The organism is Nocardia sp. NBC_01730 (assembly GCF_035920445.1).
Lineage (GTDB): Bacteria > Actinomycetota > Actinomycetes > Mycobacteriales > Mycobacteriaceae > Nocardia.
This window is the reverse complement of sequence record NZ_CP109162.1, coordinates 1,489,967-1,508,494: the sequence shown is the minus strand read 5'-3', so window position 1 is coordinate 1,508,494 and position 18,528 is coordinate 1,489,967. Positions and strand designations below refer to the sequence as shown.

The 18,528-nt window shown below is 65.8% G+C and carries 16 protein-coding genes and 4 pseudogenes; 12 read left to right on the top strand and 8 right to left on the bottom strand.

Annotated features, from left to right (window positions below; all coding sequences use genetic code 11):
- Positions 1-39: 39 nt before the first annotated feature.
- Positions 40-510 (bottom strand): annotated as a pseudogene (locus OHB12_RS05995) (IS5 family transposase); the annotation flags it as partial.
- Between the two features lie 249 nt (positions 511-759).
- Between OHB12_RS05995 and OHB12_RS05990 the strand changes: the two are divergent.
- Positions 760-1,972, top strand: a pseudogene (locus OHB12_RS05990) (IS110 family transposase).
- A gap of 20 nt (positions 1,973-1,992) precedes the next feature.
- Here OHB12_RS05990 and OHB12_RS05985 read toward each other — a convergent pair.
- Positions 1,993-2,340 (bottom strand): annotated as a pseudogene (locus tag OHB12_RS05985) (transposase); the annotation flags it as partial.
- Positions 2,341-2,789: 449 nt separating this feature from the next.
- Here OHB12_RS05985 and OHB12_RS05980 point away from each other — a divergent pair.
- Both OHB12_RS05980 and OHB12_RS05975 read left to right on the top strand, forming a co-directional pair.
- A complete protein-coding gene (locus OHB12_RS05980; RefSeq protein WP_327116901.1) occupies positions 2,790-3,320 on the top strand; it encodes a winged helix-turn-helix domain-containing protein in 531 nt (176 codons plus the stop codon).
- Positions 3,218-3,808 carry an IS630 family transposase gene (locus OHB12_RS05975; protein WP_327116899.1) on the top strand — a complete coding sequence of 197 codons (591 nt, stop codon included), beginning with the start codon at positions 3,218-3,220 and terminating at the stop codon, positions 3,806-3,808. The genes OHB12_RS05980 and OHB12_RS05975 overlap by 103 nt, the downstream gene beginning before the upstream one ends.
- Positions 3,809-3,823: 15 nt before the next feature.
- Here the strand turns inward: OHB12_RS05975 and OHB12_RS05970 are convergent, their stop codons facing one another.
- From OHB12_RS05970 to OHB12_RS05950, 5 genes are all read right to left on the bottom strand, one after another.
- Complete coding sequence (locus OHB12_RS05970; protein WP_327116897.1) at positions 3,824-4,213, bottom strand: Scr1 family TA system antitoxin-like transcriptional regulator; 390 nt, start codon at positions 4,211-4,213, stop codon at positions 3,824-3,826.
- A 947-nt stretch (positions 4,214-5,160) separates the two neighbouring features.
- Complete coding sequence (locus tag OHB12_RS05965; RefSeq protein ID WP_327116895.1) at positions 5,161-5,496, bottom strand: hypothetical protein; 336 nt, start codon at positions 5,494-5,496, stop codon at positions 5,161-5,163.
- Between the two features lie 76 nt (positions 5,497-5,572).
- A complete protein-coding gene (locus tag OHB12_RS05960) occupies positions 5,573-6,325 on the bottom strand; it encodes a hypothetical protein (RefSeq protein ID WP_327116893.1) in 753 nt (250 codons plus the stop codon).
- On the bottom strand, positions 6,322-7,554 hold the full coding sequence (locus tag OHB12_RS05955) for a lipase family protein (RefSeq protein ID WP_327116891.1): 1,233 nt from the start codon (positions 7,552-7,554) through the stop codon (positions 6,322-6,324). The genes OHB12_RS05960 and OHB12_RS05955 overlap by 4 nt, the downstream gene beginning before the upstream one ends.
- The gene (locus tag OHB12_RS05950) at positions 7,551-8,576 is read right to left on the bottom strand and encodes a cutinase family protein (protein WP_327116889.1); all 1,026 of its coding nucleotides are present in this window, start codon (positions 8,574-8,576) and stop codon (positions 7,551-7,553) included. The genes OHB12_RS05955 and OHB12_RS05950 overlap by 4 nt, the downstream gene beginning before the upstream one ends.
- Positions 8,577-8,823: 247 nt before the next feature.
- On the opposite strand from OHB12_RS05950, the gene OHB12_RS05945 reads away from it, so the two are divergent.
- The 8 genes and pseudogenes from OHB12_RS05945 (at position 8,824) to OHB12_RS05910 (ending at position 15,629) form a co-directional block, all read left to right on the top strand.
- Positions 8,824-9,135, top strand: a complete 312-nt coding sequence (locus OHB12_RS05945; protein WP_327116887.1) for a transposase — start codon at positions 8,824-8,826, stop codon at positions 9,133-9,135.
- Positions 9,136-9,155: 20 nt separating this feature from the next.
- Entirely contained in the window at positions 9,156-9,596 is a 441-nt protein-coding gene (locus OHB12_RS05940; RefSeq protein WP_327116885.1) for an IS3 family transposase, read from the top strand.
- Between the two features lie 79 nt (positions 9,597-9,675).
- Positions 9,676-10,740: a tyrosine-type recombinase/integrase gene (locus OHB12_RS05935; protein ID WP_327115784.1), complete on the top strand. Its 1,065-nt coding sequence runs from the start codon at positions 9,676-9,678 to the stop codon at positions 10,738-10,740.
- Positions 10,737-13,049, top strand: coding sequence for a tyrosine-type recombinase/integrase (locus OHB12_RS05930; protein ID WP_327116426.1), 2,313 nt, complete (start codon positions 10,737-10,739; stop codon positions 13,047-13,049). The genes OHB12_RS05935 and OHB12_RS05930 overlap by 4 nt, the downstream gene beginning before the upstream one ends.
- Before the next feature lie 43 nt (positions 13,050-13,092).
- Positions 13,093-13,263 (top strand): annotated as a pseudogene (locus tag OHB12_RS05925) (DDE-type integrase/transposase/recombinase); the annotation flags it as partial.
- A 68-nt stretch (positions 13,264-13,331) separates the two neighbouring features.
- A complete protein-coding gene (locus OHB12_RS05920) occupies positions 13,332-14,708 on the top strand; it encodes an IS30 family transposase (protein WP_327120928.1) in 1,377 nt (458 codons plus the stop codon).
- On the top strand, positions 14,689-15,039 hold the full coding sequence (locus OHB12_RS05915) for an integrase core domain-containing protein (protein ID WP_327116883.1): 351 nt from the start codon (positions 14,689-14,691) through the stop codon (positions 15,037-15,039). Before OHB12_RS05920 ends, OHB12_RS05915 begins: the two co-directional genes overlap by 20 nt.
- A complete protein-coding gene (locus OHB12_RS05910; protein WP_327116881.1) occupies positions 15,036-15,629 on the top strand; it encodes an acyltransferase family protein in 594 nt (197 codons plus the stop codon). Before OHB12_RS05915 ends, OHB12_RS05910 begins: the two co-directional genes overlap by 4 nt.
- Positions 15,630-16,049: 420 nt before the next feature.
- Here OHB12_RS05910 and OHB12_RS05905 read toward each other — a convergent pair whose 3' ends face one another.
- On the bottom strand, positions 16,050-16,766 hold the full coding sequence (locus tag OHB12_RS05905) for an enoyl-CoA hydratase/isomerase family protein (RefSeq protein WP_327116879.1): 717 nt from the start codon (positions 16,764-16,766) through the stop codon (positions 16,050-16,052).
- 163 nt (positions 16,767-16,929) lie between these two features.
- Between OHB12_RS05905 and OHB12_RS05900 the strand changes: the two genes are divergently transcribed.
- The gene (locus OHB12_RS05900) at positions 16,930-18,474 is read left to right on the top strand and encodes an AMP-binding protein (RefSeq protein ID WP_327116877.1); all 1,545 of its coding nucleotides are present in this window, start codon (positions 16,930-16,932) and stop codon (positions 18,472-18,474) included.
- The last annotated feature ends 54 nt before the right edge of the window (positions 18,475-18,528 follow it).

The window sequence follows — 18,528 nt, the reverse complement described above, 5'->3', positions numbered from 1 at the left end:
GCTACATCACAACCTGTCGTTGCAGTATTAGACCGTGTCTCATGTGGTTGATTTCGCGAGTTTCTTGTAGCAGGTCAGTGTTGCGGCGAGGGTGAGGAAGGCGAGGAAGTGGGTGGCTTTGTGGTCGTAGCGGATGTTGAGGCGGTGGTAGCCGGTCAACCAGGAAATGGGGCGCTCGATCACCCACCGGTGGCGGCCGAGACGCTGCGAGGATTCAATGCCTTTGCGGGCGATGCGGACGCCGATGCCGCGGTCTCGCACCCATTGCCGCAGTTCGGCGGTGTCGTATGCCTTGCCGGCGTGCAGCTTGCCAGGTTTGCGTCGGCGCGGACCGCGCCGCGACCGGATGGCTGGGATCGCTTTGACCAGCGGCCGCAACGCTTGGGCGTCGTTGGTGTTGGCCGCCGAAATACCCACCGACAAAGGGATTCCCCCGCGGTCGGACAAGACATGGATCTTCGAGCCGGGCTTGCCGCGATCGACTGGGCTCGGACCGGTCAAAGGTCCCCCTAATGAGATTTAGCGGGTCGGTTGATCGGGCAGACTCGCTGCCGGTAGCGGCCAGCGGGTGAGCACTCTTTGCCCCCGGGACATTCGAGTCCTGAAAAAAGATCGTGCCCCCGCTGGTCGACCGGGAGGATGGATCGCTGATGGGATGTCGTGCCCGCCGTCGCTGGCGTGAGTACTTTTCATTAGGGTGCCGAGAGTTCTCCCGAACGCTGCCGCAACAACATCGGTTGAGCGACAGGAGAATTCGAGGTGCTGTTCGTCGGAGACGACTGGGCCGAAGACCACCACGACGTCGAGTTGATGGACCCGTCCGGGCGCAGACTCGCCAGAGCACGGCTTCCAGAAGGAGTGGCCGGGATCGCGCGTTTACATGCGATGCTCGCCGAGCATCTGGGCGAGGACACCGAGGCCGGCGAGGTGACGATCGGGATCGAAACCGATCGTGGTCCGTGGGTGGCGGCGTTGATCGCCGCGGGTTACTCGGTGTATGCGGTCAACCCGCTGCAGGCCGCTCGTTATCGGGAACGGCATGTGGTGTCCGGGGCAAAGAGCGACCCGGCCGATGCGCATGTGCTGGCCGACATGGTGCGCACCGACTCCCACCAGCTGCGCCCCATCGCCGCCGACAGCCCTGAGGTCGAGGCGTTGAAAGCGGTCGCACGCGTGCACAAGACCTTGATCTGGGAACGCACTCGGACCGTGCAACGACTACGGCACGGGCTGCGTGAATACTTCCCCGCCGCACTGGAGGCATTCGCGGACCTGACTGCCGCCGACAGCCTCGAACTGCTCGGCAAGGCACCGGAACCGGTGGCTGCGGCTCGGTTGTCACTCAACCAGATCCGGGCCGCGCTGCGTCGCGCTCGACGCCGTGATGTCGAGGTGAAAGCCGCCGCAATCCAGGCGATACTGCGGGCCGAGCAGCTGCGCCGAGACGTGGTGATCGATAGCGCCTACGCAGCCGTCACCCGGGCGTTGGTCAGCGTGCTGATCACCCTGAGCGAGCAGATCGCTGCGCTGCAAGGGCAGGTGGAGGCGCATTTTCACCTGCACCCGGACGCTGAGATCGTGCTGTCCCAGCCCGGGATGGGCGTGGTTCTTGCTCGCCGAATTCGGAGACGCCCGCGACCGATACGCCTCGGCGAAGGCCCGCAAAAACTACGCCGGCACCAGCCCGATCACCCGCGCCTCCGGGAAGAAGAAGATCGTCGCCGCACGGTTCGTGCACAACGACCGGCTCATCGACGCTCTCCTCCGTCAAGCCTTCAGCGCCATCACGGTCTCACCCGGTGCCCGCGCCTACTACGACAAACATCGCGCCCGCGGCCTGGACCACCACCCGGCACTACGCCAACTTGCCAACCGCCTCGTCGGGATCCTCCACGGCTGCCTCAAAACCAGCACCACTTACAGCGAGGCCACCGCCTGGTCGGCTCCAACCGAAAATTCCACTGCTGCTTGACGTCCAAGCCCCTGGGATGTCTTTTTCGCCCGAACACTCGCCGCGTCGATCACCGCCCGCGACCAGTCGATCAAGCCTCGACTGCCCAGCTCGTCCAGGACGGCGTTGTGTAAACGCCGCCACAGCCCGGCCTCGGTCCACACGCTGAACCGGCGGTGCGCCGTGGGCACCGTCACCCCGAACGACGGCGGCAGCATCCGCCACGCACAACCACTGACCAGCACGAACACCACCGCGGTGAACACCGCACGCTCGTCGGCCGGGGCGGTGCCACCGCCCTGCGGACGCGCAGTGAACTCCGGAAGCAACGGCTCGACCAAAGCCCACAAATCGTCCGGGACAAGACGTTTCGACAACTCATCGACCACGAGTCGAACATCATGCAGCACAGCCGATTCCGGCACAACACAAACGAACTACAACCACGTAAGACACGGTCTTAGGCCCGGCTCGAACAACCCTTACCGGATGCCGGACCACTCGTAGGGGTATTCACTCGCGTCGAGTAGCCCACTACGAGTTGATCGCCGAGACGCTGTCGTCGTAGCCGGGGCAACCGCTGGATTTCGTCTCTCCTGACTACAGTCGACCTCACCACAGCAGGCCACCCCCGGCGCAACGACGCTCGACCCTATCTACATCGCCGGAGTGGCTGTGTCGTACCTCCACGGGCCGGCCGCACGGATTAAAGATCTTTCGGTAATTCAGTGAGTCGTACCGATCGGATTGTGCTGTGGCGTAGGACAATCGCAGGGTGTCAGAGCGGGTGCCACCATCGGGTGGGCGGGAGAGTGGCCGAAAGAGTAAGCGCGCCCGGATGCGTCGTGATTTCGACGCGTTGCGGGAGCGTCGTATGCGGGCGGTGGAGATGTTCGAGGCCGGTAGGCGGCAGGTCGATGTGGTGGTGGAGCTCGAGGTGTCGGCGCAGACGGCGTCGCGCTGGCACAAGGCGTGGGTCGAAGGTGGACGAGACGCTTTGGCGAGTGTGGGCCGGGCGGGTCGTCGGCCACGGTTGAGCGATGAGCACGTTCGCGAGGTCGAAGCCGCATTGATGAAGGGCCCCAAGGTGAATGGGTTTCCAACCGACATGTGGACCTTGGCGCGGGTAGCCGAGGTGATCGAGCGCGTTACCGGGGTGCGGTATTCACAGACGCAGACCTGGACGATCCTGCGTGAGCGGATGGGATGGAGTCGGCAGCGTCCGGCGCGCCGCGCGGTCGAGCGCAACGACGAGGCGATCGCGGTGTGGCGCAAGACCGAGTGGCCGCGCATAAAAAAAGCGCTCGGCGCCGAGGTGCGTGGATCTGCTTCCAAGACGAGAGCGGATTCTCCCTGCTGCCCGCAGTGAGAGCGACCTGGGCGCCCAAAGGTGTCACACCGACGCTGCGGCACCGGTTTTCGTGGAAACGACTGTCGATGGCCGGGGTCCTGGCCTATCGGTCCGACCGCAGTGGCGCGGCGTTCGTGTTCCAGATCAAAGAGGGTGCTTACAACACCGAGTCGCTGATCGAATTCCTCACCGCATTGGGTAGGCACTTCGCCGGTGACGCGGTCACCCTGATCTGGGACGGGCTGCCCTCGCACCGCTCCAAGGCCATGAAAGCCTGGATCGCGACCCAACGCATGTGGCTGCGCGTCGAGCAACTCCCGCCCTACGGCTACGAACTCAACCCCATCGAAATGGTCTGGGGCAACATCAAATCCACCGAACTGGCCAATCTGTGTCCCGACACGATCGATGAAGCCCGCGCCGCTACCGAAACCGGGCTCGAACGCGTCGGCACGAACTACGATCTGTGTTTCAACTTCCTCGACCACACCGGGCTTCTCCTTTGACAGCAACTCACTCTATTACCGAAAGATCTTTAGATGCCTCAGCTGTGCGGCCATCACGGCATCGTTTCCGAGCGTCGTCCACAAGGCTGCTTCGTGGACCAGCGCGTATATATGCAAGGTGCCCTCGTGCGGGACACGCTGCCGGACGATCCGCGCGAATACCGCCGCGTCGAGATCGTTGCGTGTGCCGACGAACCCGATACAAGTCCACAGCACTTCGCGGGCGTAGTCCCGCGTCTGGAGTGGTCCGGGAATCAACTCGGTGGTGTAGGTCCGCAGCAGGCGGGTTCGGCTCGTCATGTCCTTGCGCTGTCGGCGCTCGTGCCCGGCGGCGGTGACGCGCGTCCACTCTGCCCACTGGGCTTGGACATTGCGCAGCGCCGCGACCAGATCGGGCAGCGCCAACGGAGCTTCGCAGACGCGGCACCACACTGTCAGTGTCGCCGAGGCTGTCCAACGGGTGTCATCCCGTCCCCCCCGTCCAATTCACAGGCCTGATCAGTCCGGCTCATGCTGCCTCGCACGGCCGAGATCTGCATGTCTTGGCACACTGTCGGCACACTGAAAGCTGCCGATGACCTGCGAGAGACCCCTGCGATCAACGGCTTGGAGTTCGCGAATCGACCCAATAGAGAAGTCGTGGCCAGCGCAGCCCCCAGCACTTGTCAATGCCGACAGCACTGAAAGTTTGCGCCGACAGCGGCCCTAGGATCGACCCTGACGCACCCCCACTCGCGGTCTGCGGCCAAACACCGACTTCGCGTCCACGACCGTTTCCATGGTTCTGCGTAGTCCGACATTGCCTTCGAGGACTTCCCGGTTCGACAGGGCGCCGGAGCGTGAATATAAGGCAGCGGGTCCGCTGCGACCAAGGAACTTGGTTCGCGCCGCGTCCGCCCAGCGCCGGATCTTCTCGAGCAGAGGTTTCAGCTGCTCGACGAGAGGCCGAACGGCGCCGGTGACGATTTCCGCGACCTTCGCCGTGAGTTCCCCGATGATCGTTGCGATACGCCGGGCCTTCACAGCGATGCGTCCGGCCAGGGCGGTGTTGCCTTTATTGACAGCCTCGCCCGGAGACGGTGCATTCGACGAACTCCTGGTCCCACTTCTCGATCTTGCGGATCATGTGGCGACGAACTCCGGAGACCGGTTTGCGGACGCCGTCGCTTGATGGCTCGGCTTCACCCTGGCGGACAGCCGCTGAACTCACTGTGCGCGAGCGGCGCCACCGGTGGTGGTTCGTGACGATCCGACGAATGTCGTTGCCGCTTGGTATCTTTCGTCGCACTTCGATCGAGAGAAAGAATGAGGCGAGCATTGATGAGCGAAGCTGCCACGAACTATGCCGAATATTACTTCGAAGGCGGTTCGACGCGTAAAGCCGTTTCGGCGCCCGACCGACCACCGGGCAGGAATTGCACGTGTTCGACCACCCGCTGCGCCTGGATCGGTGAGTCCGGGTCCGTGACGCGGGCCAGGCTCGCCAGTCCCAAATACGGGTCAGCGCCCACCAATTCGGCCAGTTGCCCACCTGCGGGGTCGGCCTCCACCACTAGCGAGGGATCGGGGCCGGGCCAGGCTTGCGCGAGAGCCACCGTCGTGGTGGTTGTCCCGGCGCGCGGTCCCAGGCCCGCGACCGTGATCAACAGCGGCGCCTGCGGGCCCGGGACTGTCGGTGTGGCCTTCACGAGGGCACGCTGGTGCCCGCCGCGACAGGACCGGGCGGGCGGGTTCGATAGATGAGGGTCTGTGCTGTGGTCGTGGTCATCCCTGGTCCTGGACGTTGCTGATCAGCAGGCCACCGCCCTCGCCGGGGCGGGTGTTGATGAGTTGGAGGTAGTCGATGCGTTGCCGGTCGGGGTGCAGCTCGACCACGTGCACGTTCGCGGTGGTCTCCGAGATCAGGGTGACCGCCACACAATGGGTGCTGCCCGCCGGAATTGAAGTGATCCCGGCGGCGAGCCCCTCGGCGGCGATCCCGGACTCCGGTGCCAGCAGCCCCATCGCCGCCTCGACGCTGCGCTGGATGTAGTAGGCCGCCTCGAAGGAGGCGATCACCCCGGCGACGGTGGCGGTGGTGTCTCCGGGGCGGTCGGAGACCACGGTGCCCGACAACCCGGTGCACGCCCCCTCCACCGCCGCCGTGGCATGCACCGGATCAGCGGGGTCACGGGAGTCGTTGCCCCACACGGCTACCACACCGATCATCACGGCAGCGGTGGCCGCCAGCGCGGCCCACACCCGCCCCGGCACCCGATGCCCGGCACCGTCCCACCGCGCCGGTGCCACGGCCGTGTCGGCCGCGTCAGGAGTCTGTGGCAGCGCCACCAGCCATCGGCCCTCCCGTGGCGGTGGTTCAGGACTCGACCCGGACCCGGTCTCGGGTTCAAGGTCGAGATCGAGATCGGGGTCGGGGTCGGGGTCGGACACGAGGTGCAGGGCCGGTGCCATTCGCGGCTGCTCGAGCCAGGCCCACGGGTCGGCCTCACTGGGCTTCGGCTTCTTGCCGAACATCATTCACCTCGCCTCATCGAGAGCGTTTCTCGGACTGTGTGATTCGCCGGGCCTGCCCGCACCGCGTGGAGGGGTTCGGGGTGCGGGCAGGGTTCCCCGGAGGGGTCTAGGAGTGGGCCGCGTGCTCGGAGTCCGGCGGCACGCGCCCGGTGTTGCGCGGCCGGCGAGTGGATGTCCTCGCCCAGCCTGGCGAGGACATCGCTGGTGGCCGCACTCGCGGTGTCGCGGTGGCCGGTCTCGTATTCGCGCCAGCTGACCTCGGTTCCGCGTTGCCGGTAGGCGATGAGTGTGCGGCGCCCGGCGTGCACCGGAACGATCGCGTCGAGACTGCCGTGATACAAGTGCAGCGGCATCACAGGCTTTGTGTGGGCGAGGGTTTCCAACGCCAGCACACGCCGCCACCACGGATCGTTCCAGGGGTCGGGCCGTCGGCACCAGTGCGCCAAGGGTTGCGGAAACCGTTGCAGCAGTTCGGTTCCGGTGAGGTGTTCGGCTTCGGCCACAGCCGCCACTCCGTCCTCGTTCAGGACGTGGCGCAGCGGGATGTGCTCGTAGGCTCGTGAGAGTCCGATCAGTCCGGCCAGCCCCACTGCCGCGCCCTCGCCCTGGCTGAACGCGGGCGCCAGCGCTGCGAGGTCGGAGGCGACGGCTCCGGCGGCGATGCCGCGCAGATCCAGCTCGGGCGCGTACCAGGGATGCAGTTCACCGGCGGCGGCGACCGCTCGCCCGCCGTCGGCGTATCCCCAGGCCAGCACCGGCGCGACCGGGACATCGAGATTCGCGCCTCGATAGACCGCGCGCGCGAGGTCGAGCACGACCCGCCCACCGGCGCGCGCAGCAAGGAAGGTGTGCGGTTCGGCGCCGGTGACGCCGAGTCCTTCACCGTCGGGCACCGCCACCACCCACCCCCGCCCCAGTGCCGCTTCGATCCCGGCGGTGTCGGGTTCGGTGCCGATCGCCAGCAGCTGCGACGGCGCGCACACCCCGCCGAGTCCGCGAAACTCTGGGCAGTACACCAGGATCGCGGTGGCACCGGGCTCGGCGATCGCCTCGGGGATCAGCACGATCCCCGAGGCGGGGATGAGTTCGGTGCGGGAATTGGTGGAGATGTAGATGATCTGCCACGCTCCCGCCGCCCGGGTCAGTTGCGGCACGAACACCGGCCGGGTGCGCACCAGGTCTCCGGGGCGGCTGCCGTCGAGGGTCGGCGCGTTGTAGAACTCGCTGTTCATGGGTGCCTCCCGGCGAGGTCGTGGGCCAGCGCGGTCATCCACGCGATCCCGCTGGCGAGCTGCCCGGCGGCGGCGTATCCGGTGTGGCGGCCGACCGGGTCGGAGTATCGAAGCCACACAGCCGGATTCATCAGATCGGCGTTGTCGGCGACCAACTGCCCCCACGCGCCCGAGAGCTGTGCGGCCAGTCTCGGCAACTGCCCGACCGGGTCCCGGGCCACGACCCCGGCGATCTGCCCCCACCGGGCCGTCGCGGCGGCCGTCTCCTCCGGGGACGGTGGTGGGGTGCGGGGGTCGGCGGCAGTGGTGAGCCGCTCGGCGAGACTGGCCTCGGGCACGTAGTCGACGACGCCGGGGCCGGTGCGGAAGTCGCGGTTCACCACGGTAGTCCAGGCGTCACCGAGCACGCCCGACAGCAGGGCCTGGATCGAGCCGAGCGCTGCTAGGGGATCACGCAGGTCCGCCTGGGCGGCGACCTGCGCGGCCACCCGCAACAGCGCGGCGTGATCGGGTGCCGCGCAACTCAAGTCGCCCTCGACACAGATATCGGCGACCCGGCCGGTCAACGCGCCGTAGCTGACACCGTCGGCGGCGATCCCGCTGCCGGACGCGGGTGTGGTGGTGATCGCCACCCCCGACACTGCCGCCCCCGCTGTGCCGGGGGCTGGGTCGGGGGTGAGTTGGCCGGGGCGACCGGGGATCACAGGCGATCCGGGGGCGCGATCAGGATCGGAATAGAGAGCGATACCCGCGATCTTCTCGGGTCCGACCGGTCCCTCGCCCGCGCCGACAGCTCGCGCGAATTCCGACACCACCTGCGCGCCTTGGGAATACCCGATCCCGGCCAGCGCGGTGTCCGGGCACGCGGCGGCGATCCGCTCGGCGGTGGCCTCGAGCGCGGCGACGCCCTCGCGGACCGAGTCCGCGTAGGGGTCGGGGCCGCCGCCGGTGCCCACCGCGCCCCCGAATCCGGCGGGATAGGCGATATAGCTGCGCTGCACCAGATCCGGGACAGCGGCCATTCCGCGCGGAACGGAAACCGTTTGGATTGCGTCACAGGAGTGACGCGGACTTGACCCATCCCAAAATTACCCCAAACTTTCGGGGTGATTCTGCGTGACCAAGCATGCAGTACATTCCGACATAATCGCCGGTAGGGCAGTCACATGGGACGGCCCGTGATCAAGGGTGAACACAGGAAAACCCCGAACCCATAACTGAACCGCCCCGACTTTTCGGCCGCTTCCTTCTTTGTGAAGGATGTGGGCCATGCCCAAGCGTTATCCGATCGAGCAGCGTGAGCGTGCGGTGAAGATGGTGCTGGACCGACTCGACGGCTATCCGTCGTCGTATGCCGCCTGCCAAGCGCTCGCGCCGAAACTCGGAGTCCACCCGGAGTCGTTGCGTGTCTGGGTGAAGCAGGCCCAGATCGACACCGGTAAGGCTCCCGGTGTGACGAGCGCGGAGCAGGTGCGGATCAGGGAACTCGAACGAGAAGTGCGAGATCTGGAGGAGGCCAACGAGATTCTGAAAGCGGCCTCGATTTTCTTCGCGCGGGAGATCGACCCGCGCCGCCGGTGATCTGCCAATTCATAGATCAGATGCGTGCACAGGGTTACCGGGTCGATCCGATCTGTCGCGTGCTCACCGAGCAGGGCGTGCAGGTCGCCGGACGCACCTATAGGAACTGGAAAACCGCCCCGCCCTCGCCGCGGACGGTGACCGACGCATATCTGACCGATGCCTTGCGAGCCACCTCCGGCACGCCCGAAGAAATGTATGGGCGCCGCAAGATGACTCCGTATCTGCGCCGCCAGGGCTATCGGGTCGGCATCGGCACCGTCGACCGGCTGATGCGCGACGAAGGCCTGTCCGGCGTGGTCCGCGGCGGCAAGCATCGCACCACGATCGCGGGGAAAGGTCCCGGTCATCGCCGTGCCCCGGATCTGGTCGACCGCGATTTCACTGCGGTTGAGCCAAATCGCAAGTGGGTCACCGACTTTACTTACGTGCCTACCTGGACCGGGTTTGTGTATGTATAAGTTACGTGGAATCTCACCGGTAGCCACCCGATCCCCTGCGGCCGTGACCACGAATTAGGGAGGTGGATCGAGCAACTGGATGAGGGTGGTCGACCGGTGGCCGGTGTTGCGGCGGCACGAACGCGCGGCCGAGTGGCTACAAGTGTGGGCTGATCTGGGCCGTGCGCCGCGCACCATCGATGCGTATGCGCGGGGCCTGGCGGAGTTTCTGCAGGTGTGCGAGCGGGATGGGATCGATCCGGTGACCGCGACGCGGGCTGACGTGGCGGTGTTCGTGCGGGAGTTGACAGCGCGTCCGAGCCGGCGCGGCGCGAATGTGGTAGCGCTGGATTCGGGGGCGGGTTTGGCCAACGCGACGCTGCAGCAGCGTCTGGTTCCGGTGCGGCTGTTTTTCGATTTCCTTGTCGAGGAAGGGGTTCGGGAGTCGAATCCCGTTGGGCGGGGCAGGTATACGCCTTCCGGGCGGTTCGGCGGTCGTGGGCGTGCGCTGGTGCCGCGGATGGTGAAGCTGCCGTGGATTCCCAGCGAGGCGGAATGGCTGCGTCTGCTGGAGACCTTCGCCGAGGAGCCGATCCGGAACCGGGTGATGCTCGCGCTGGCTTACGACGCCGCGCTGCGCCGGGAAGAGCTGTGTTCGCTGCGCAGCGATGATCTCGATCCCGCGCACCGCATGTTGCGGGTGCGGGCGGAGAAGACCAAGACCCGCCGGGAGCGTGTGGTTCCCTATTCGGCGTCCACCGGGGTGCTGTTGGCGCAGTATCTGCAGCATCGGGCGACGATGAGCCGAGCTCGGGGTGGGTTATTTCTGTCCGAATCGCGCCGCAATCACTCTGAGCCGCTGACGTTGTGGACATGGTCGAAAGTGGTGCGGCGCATCGCATTAGCTGCCGGAGTGCCGAACTTCTCGACCCATACCACCCGGCACCTGTGCCTGACCGACCTGGCGAGAATGGGCTGGGAGCTGCATACGATCGCCACATTCGCCGGGCATCGCAGCACCGACTCGACTCTGGCCTACATCCACCTGTCAGGCCGGGACCTGTCGGAGAAACTGAATTCCTCCATGGCACAGATCCACGCCTGGCGCCTCGAAATGCTCACCGGCGCTGGGCGCACCGGAGGCGGACAGGACATGCCGGTATGAACGCAGCCCCTCATCGGGCGCGGGTCGGCACCGACGCCGATCGGTGGCCGTCCGGCTCGAAGCGGTGGGATCGCCGGATCTCGTTGAGCGACACCGAGATCGCTGCGCTGGCCGCGCTCGGGCCGCAGCAGCTGCGGCGCAACAAGGCCGTGGGCATTCCGCGGCGGACCGCGGTGCACTGGCGGGCACTGACGCGGCTGGTTGAGCCGCTGGACGCGACCGTGGCCGAGTTGCATCATGACGGCGACGTCCGGTTCCGTCGTGCCGGCAGGCAGGCGGTAGCGATCGTGCTGGCGCGCTGCGCCGAAACCGGCCGAAGTTGGTGGGGCTGGACTCCGTGGGAGTGGGCTGCGCTCTGCGGCGGCAGCGCACGCGAGTTCGCCACCGCGCAGCCGTTGCCGACCGAGTCGACAGTGCGGCCCTTCCTGGTGGCCTTGGCTTATCTGCTCGGCGGGTTCACCGGCTTCCATCGTCTGGGCATGTTCAACCGACTTCACTTGGCCTGTTTGATATTCGGCAAGCCCGCAGTCGCCGAGGCGATGGGTGACGCCGAGCAGGTGCTCGATCGGTGGGGATATCGCATCAGCGGCGGCGCCCGAACCCGGATGCACGGCGTGTTCAGCCAGGCCTTGCTGCTCAACCACAGTCCTGGGCTCGCCGACCTGTCCACGTCGGCGTTCGACGCGCTGCGAGCCCATCCGGCGACCGACGGCCACCAGGGTTCGATGCTCTATGCGCTGCAACGGGCCGTCGCCGAGTTGGGGCACTGCGACCCGCCAGTTCGCACCGGCTACAACCACTCTCCTGGCATCGTTGGCACCGTCCCGGGATGGGCCGACTGGATCGAGCGCTGGCACGCCACCTCGACGCTGACACCCCACGTCCGCAGAATCATCCGCTCCATCATGGCCAAGGCCGGTCGCTGGCTGGCCGTCGAGCACCCCGAGATCACCGAACCCGGGCAGTGGACACGAGCGATCTGCGCGCAGTGGGTCGCCGCGGTCGACCGGATGACCGTCGGCGATTGGGTCCAACGCCGTGACATGCTCGGCAGTCGCACCGGTGAACCTGTCTCCCCTCGCACCAAGGCCCACAATCTGATGGCCACCCGCACCTTTTTCCGCGACTGCCAGGAATGGGAGTGGATCCCACGCCGGTTCGACCCGAACCGGGCGCTGACGCTCCCGCGCAGCGTCGCCGCGCTGATCGGCACCAATCCCCGCGTCATCGCCGACGACGTGTGGGCCAAACTGCTGTGGGCCGGGCTCAACCTGGAACCTGCCGACCTGCCCGGCAACTCCGCCGACACCTTCTACCCGATGGAGCTGATCCGCGCGGTCACCGTGACCTGGCTGTTCTCCGGGCTGCGCAGCGATGAGATCACTCGGCTGCGCGTCGGCTGCATCCGCTGGCAGCACGACGGCGCTCCCATCCCCGGCGACTCCCGCGACATCCTCGCCGAAGATGCGATCTGCTTGCTCGACGTTCCCGTCCACAAGACCGGCACCGCGTTCACCAAACCCGTCGACCCGCTCGTCGGCCAAGCCATCCAGGCTTGGCAGACACTGCGGCCCGACCAGCCGAAACGGTTGGACCGCAAGACCAGCGAGCGCGTCGACATGTTGTTCGCGGTCCGCGCGCAGCCCGTCGCCAAGGCCTATATCAACCACACCATCATCCCCGCGCTCTGCGGCAAGGCCGGCGTCCCCACCACCGATGTCCGCGGCACTATCACCAGCCACCGCGCCCGATCCACCATCGCGAGCCAGCTCTACAACGCCAAGGAACCGATGACCTTGTTCGAGCTGCAGGCATGGCTCGGGCACCGCACCCCGAACACCACCCAGCACTACGCCAAGATCACCCCGAACACCTTGTCCAAGGCCTACTCCGAGGCCGGATACTTCGCCCGCAACGTCCGCACCATCGAAGTCCTCGTCGACCGCGACGCCGTCACCAGCGGAGCCGCCGCGAACGGGCAACCATGGCAGTACTACGACCTCGGTCACGGATGGTGCACCTACAGCTTCTTCGAGCAATGTCCACACCGAATGGCTTGCGCCCGTTGCGATTTCTACACACCGAAGGCATCCAGCAAGGCCCAGATTCTGGAAGCCAAGGACAACCTGCAACGGATGCTTTCATCCATTCCGCTCACCGACGACGAACGCGCCGCGGTCGACGACGGACAATCCGCCCTCGACCGGCTCCTCGAGCGACTGGCCGACGTCACCACGCCGACAGGCCAAACGCCACGCGAAATAGGAATCCCACCCACGGCAACGCTCCTCCCGATCACACCCCTCTAACCAGGACAATTGGGCACATACAGGACAAATCAGATTCCACAGAATCGCGTTCGTGATCGACTGTTTCTCCCGTTCGATCGTGGGCTGGCAGGCGGCCACGATCAAGGACACCGCGATGGTCATCTCCGCGCTGAAGATGGCGTTGTGGCGACGCGACCACGACGGCCACGCCGTCGAGGATGGATTGATTCATCACAGCGACGCTGGATCGCAACTCAGGTTCAACCGGTGGACGCAACACCCGAGGTCACGGAGGGTGTTATTGGAAGACCGTCGGACTGGATGCGGGAGGTCACCGGACGGGCGCCGATGCGGTCGCCGGGCGCTCCTGGGACGCAGCGTTCAGTGGAGCGCCTGTTCTGGGACAAGATCGCCGAGGGCCTGCTGCCGGCGGAAGCCGGTGTCGCAGTGGGGGTATCGCCGGTCAAGGGCAGTCGATGGTTCCGCGATGCTGGCGGGATGTCACCGTATTCCTGGAGCCGGCCGGGCGGCCGTTACCTGTCGTTCGCCGAGCGGGAGGAGATCGCGCTGCTCAGGGTGCAGGGCAAGGGAGTGCGGCAGATCGCGCAGGCGTTGAGCCGCAGCCCGTCGACCATCTCGCGGGAGTTGCGGCGGAACGCGGCGACACGCGGAGGCAAGCTCGACTACCGCGCCTCGGTGGCCCAGTGGAAGGCCGAACTGTTCGCCAGACGGCCGAAAACGGCGAAACTCGTTGATAACCAACAGCTTCGGGAATACGTCCAGCATCGACTGTCGGGGCGGATCGCCGACGCGAACGGCAGGATCGCCGCCGGCCCGGCGACTGGAACATGGACCGGCCGGAACAAGCCGCACCGCTCGGACCGGCAATGGGTGCAGGCGTGGAGCCCAGAACAGATCTCACGGCGGCTGCGGATCGACTTCCCCGACGACACGTCGATGCGGATCAGCCACGAAGCCATCTATCAGGCACTGTATATCGAAGGGCGGGGAGCCCTGGACCGGGAACTGATCTTGAATCTGCGGACCGGCCGGTCGCTGCGGATGCCGCGGGCCCGCGCCAAGCGTGTGGCCTGGGCCCACGTCACCCCCGACGTGCTGATCAGTGAACGCCCGGCCGAGGCCGAGGATCGCGCGAATCCGGGCCACTGGGAAGGTGACCTCATCATCGGCACCGACCGCTCCGCGATCGGCACCCTTGTCGATCGGTCCACCCGGTTCACCGTGCTTGTCCACCTGCCGCGCGAGCGCGGATGGGGGAAGTCGGCGCCGGTCAAGAACGGCCCTGCGCTCAGCGGGTACGGGGCGGAATCGATGAACAAGGCTCTGTCGGTGGCGTTGAAAAGACTCCCGGCCCAGATGCTGAAGTCCCTGACCTGGGATCGGGGAAAAGAGATGTCGGCACACGCGGCGTTGACATCGAGCGCCGGTGTCCCGGTCTTCTTCGCCGACCCGCACAGCCCTTGGCAGCGCGGAACCAACGAGAACACGAATGGGCTTCTGCGACAGTACGTCCCGAAAGGAACTGACCTATCACGTTGGACCGTAAAGGATCTCGCGGCAGTCGCGTACACCCTCAATACGCGACCGCGGAAGGCACTCGGATGGCGCACTCCGGTCGAAGCGGTGGAGCATCACCTACAATCGCTCCAGCAGAGAAATGTTGCGACGACCAGTTGAATCCGCCCAATACACCTCGATCAGATTCGCGGAAACCCTTGTCGCCGAAGGGATCGCAGCCTCGATCGGCAGCATCGGCGATGCCTATGACAACGCCCTGGCCGAATCGACGATCGGGCTGTTCAAGACCGAAGCCCTCGCCCGCGACAGCCCGTTTCTCACCGGGCCGTTGCGGTCGCTCGACGATGTCGAGTACGCGACGATGGAATGGGTCGACTGGTACAACAATCGGCGGTTGCACAGCCTGCTCGGACACGTCTCACCCGCCGAGTACGAGACCGCCTATTACGCTCAACAACAGCCATCCCAGCCGGTGATGACTCAACCATGAAGCCGGCCGGAAAGTGGGGACGGTTCAAACAGCGGGGTTCGGGGTTCAAGTCCCTGATGGCGCACCTTTTCCCTACCTACACACGGGATTCCTGTGTCCCGTGCTCTAACACACTAGAGCACGCTTCGGACATCTCTTCTACCAGCGGTTTTGCCGCATCGCCCAAGGTCGGTGCCGTTCCGTCGATCGCACCCGCCACCGGACCGAATTCGGATGCGGCTTTCGGGCTCCGCGGTGGCCGACTGGAGCCAGTCAACTACAAGATGTCAGTGCTGTTGCTCGCGCCGATGACGGCGGTGGTGGCCACGCTCGCCGCGCGGGATCTGCACGGTCTTCACGGTCTCCACGCGCATCCGTGCATGGTGTGGCTCGGCAACATCTCCTTCGCCTTCTACCTGATCCAGTTTCCGGTGATGGTGTTGATCACCCGAACCCTCATCGGCGGTAGACAATTCGGCATTATCGGCTGGGCTGGATTCGCACTGCTCAGCCTGATCGTCTCGACCGCCATCGCCGCGGTGCTGTACCACTGGGTGGATCTGCCGATCATGCGTCGCTTCGCTCGCCCAAGGCGACCACCCCAACCGTAAGCGCCACTGCTCCACCTGTGGTCATCAGCGGCCTCCGGAAAGAAATTGAACTTCTTGCCGGTGCCCTCGAAGTGACCCGTGACCTTGTGCATGGGGACCGGGCTGGTCAAGTCCTGCTCTCTGTCGATCACGGGTTTGCCGTAGTCCGGATCGCCGCAATCCGCTGTCACCCACATCGGCCCGCCGGCAGTTGCCGGGACACATGGACCCGCCTCGGCGTGGGCGGTGGTACCGGAGATCAGCGACCCTGCCAGCACGAAGAAGGCACCTGCTATCAAGCTCGGCACAAGCCGTCGCTGACGTTTCCGTTTGCATCGGCTTGCGGGGTCCAGCAAGTGAGAACATAGTGCTCATTACAGAGTCAAGCTCTCTGCATAATTCACGATCAATATAGGGCAACTCGGCATTTGGTTGCCAAGGCTACTTGGCTCGATTGAGCACTCGATCTGCCGCGGCCCAGTGCTCTTCTGCAACCCAGAGCCGCGCAAACGCCGTGATCGCATCATCGGCACTCACGCCGGCGACGACGCGCTTGATTTCCGTAGCCGGGGCGTTCGCCAGCGACCGGGCCAGCGATCGCCAGCCAGCCGCGAAGGTGGCCCGTGACAACACCTGATCGACCAGACCAACTCGTTCGGCTGCCACCGCGTCGAGCTTGACCCCCGATCCCGCGAGCATCAGCGCGCGGCCGCGCCCTACCAGTGCCGCGAGACGTTCGGCGCCGCCCCAGGCCGGCATGATTGCCAAGGTCACCTGGTTGAAGCCGATCAGAATGTCGGCGGCTGCCACCCGGATGTCCGCGGCAACGGCGACCTCCGCACCGCCGCCTAGGGCATGACCGTTCAGCGCGGCGATCACTGGCGCCGGAAACGCCGCGAGCTGATCACAGATCGACCGCATCCGCCGTGCCATCGCTGCCGCATCGGCTTCGCTGCGTAGCGCGCTCAGTTCTTTGAGGTCTCCGCCCGAGACAAACGCGCGGTCCCCGGCTCCCGTGACGACCAGCGCCCGCGCTCCGGCGGAGCCATCTATTGCCTTCTCCAACTGGTCCATCGTGGCGGGCGCGATCGCGTTGCGGGCCTCAGGGCGGTTGATGGTGATGACCGCCAGCCCGTCTTCTAGCTCCAACTCAACCATGGATCGGCTCCGTTCTTGTCCTCCATACGGAGAGATTGACATTCTCTCCAACTGAGAAGACTATATCCATCGCCCCTAGACTTGTTGCCATCCGTCCCCCGACAGAACCGCGGCGCACGGCCGACGGTCGGCCGCATCCTGCATCGGGAATTGGAGCTCCACCATGCGAAAGATCCCTGCCGATCTGACACGACGATATGAAGCGGAAGGGTGGTGGACACAAGACACCATCGGAGAATTGCTGACCCGCTCCCTCAATGCGGCTCCGGACACCGAGTTCCGCATCCATTCCGATACCCGTCCGTGGTCCGGAACGTTTCGCGAGGTCGAGCTCGTGGCCCGTCGGCTCGCCGCAGGACTGCGCAGGCGCGGCGTAGGCCCTGGCGACACAGTAGCGTTTCAACTGCCGAACTGGATGGAAGCCGCGGCCGTGTTCTGGGCAGCGTCGTTCCTCGGAGCGGCCGTGGTGCCGATCGTTCACTTCTATGGCCGCAAGGAACTCGCCTACATCCTGGACACGGTGCAACCCAGTGTTTTCGTTGTCGCGGAACGGTTCGGCCGCACCGAATTCCACGCCGACCTATGCGCCAACGTTCCGATCGTCGGCGTGGTCGATCGCGATTTCGATGATCTGCTCGACGCCGAGCCGATGTGGGAGACCCTGGCCGCCGACCCGGCCGGCCCGGCACTGATCGCCTTCACCTCCGGCACCACTCGCGACCCCAAGGGAGTCATCCATAGTCACCAGACGCTCAGCCACGAGACTCGCCAGCTCGCTGGTCTCTACCCGCCCGGCTTCGGCCGCCGTCAGCTCATCGCAGCCCCGGTAGGCCATTTCATCGGAATGGTAAACGCCTTTCTTATCCCGGTCCTGGATGGCAATCCGGTTCATCTCACGGATATCTGGAATCCGGCACAGGCGCTGTCCCTGATGCGCGACGACCGCCTGACCATCGGCGGTGGTGCGACGTACTTCGTCACCAGCCTGCTCGACCATCCCGATTTCACGCCCGACCATCTGCGGTACATGAGATATGCCGGCCTCGGCGGGTCGTCGGTCCCCGCAGCGGTCACCCAGCGGCTCGCGGAATTCGGTATCACGGTCTTCCGTTCCTACGGCAGCACCGAGCATCCGTCCATCACCGGTTCTCGCTATACGGCGCCGGCGGAGAAGCGGCTGTTCACCGATGGAAACGCGATGTTGGGCGTGGAGATTCGGCTCGCACCCGACGGCGAGATCCTCAGCCGAGGGCCGGATCTGTGCGTCGGATACACCGATGCAGAGCTGACGGCGCAGTCCTTCGACGCGGACGGCTGGTACCACACCGGCGATGTCGGCACGCTCGATCCCGACGGCTATCTCACCATCACCGACCGCAAGTCCGACGTCATCATCCGTGGCGGCGAGAATATCAGCGCGCTCGAAGTCGAGTCGGTGCTGATGACCATGCCTGCGATCGCCGAGGCGATCGTGGTGTCCGCGCCGGACCCGCGGCTCGGCGAGCATGCCGCCGCGGTCGTCCGTATCAAGCCCGGCCACGTCATGCCGACGCTCGACGAGACACGCGCCCATTTCGATCAGGCGGGTCTAGCCAAACAGAAGTGGCCCGAGGAACTGCACGAGGTGGCCGACTTCCCTCGAACCGCCAGTGGCAAAGTGCAGAAATTCCAGGTCCGGCAGGACATCGCCGCCGCTGCCGCACGGTGAGCATGACCCTGCGCTGACTCCTGATTCGATCCCGGCCCAGTCAGGAGCATTGCG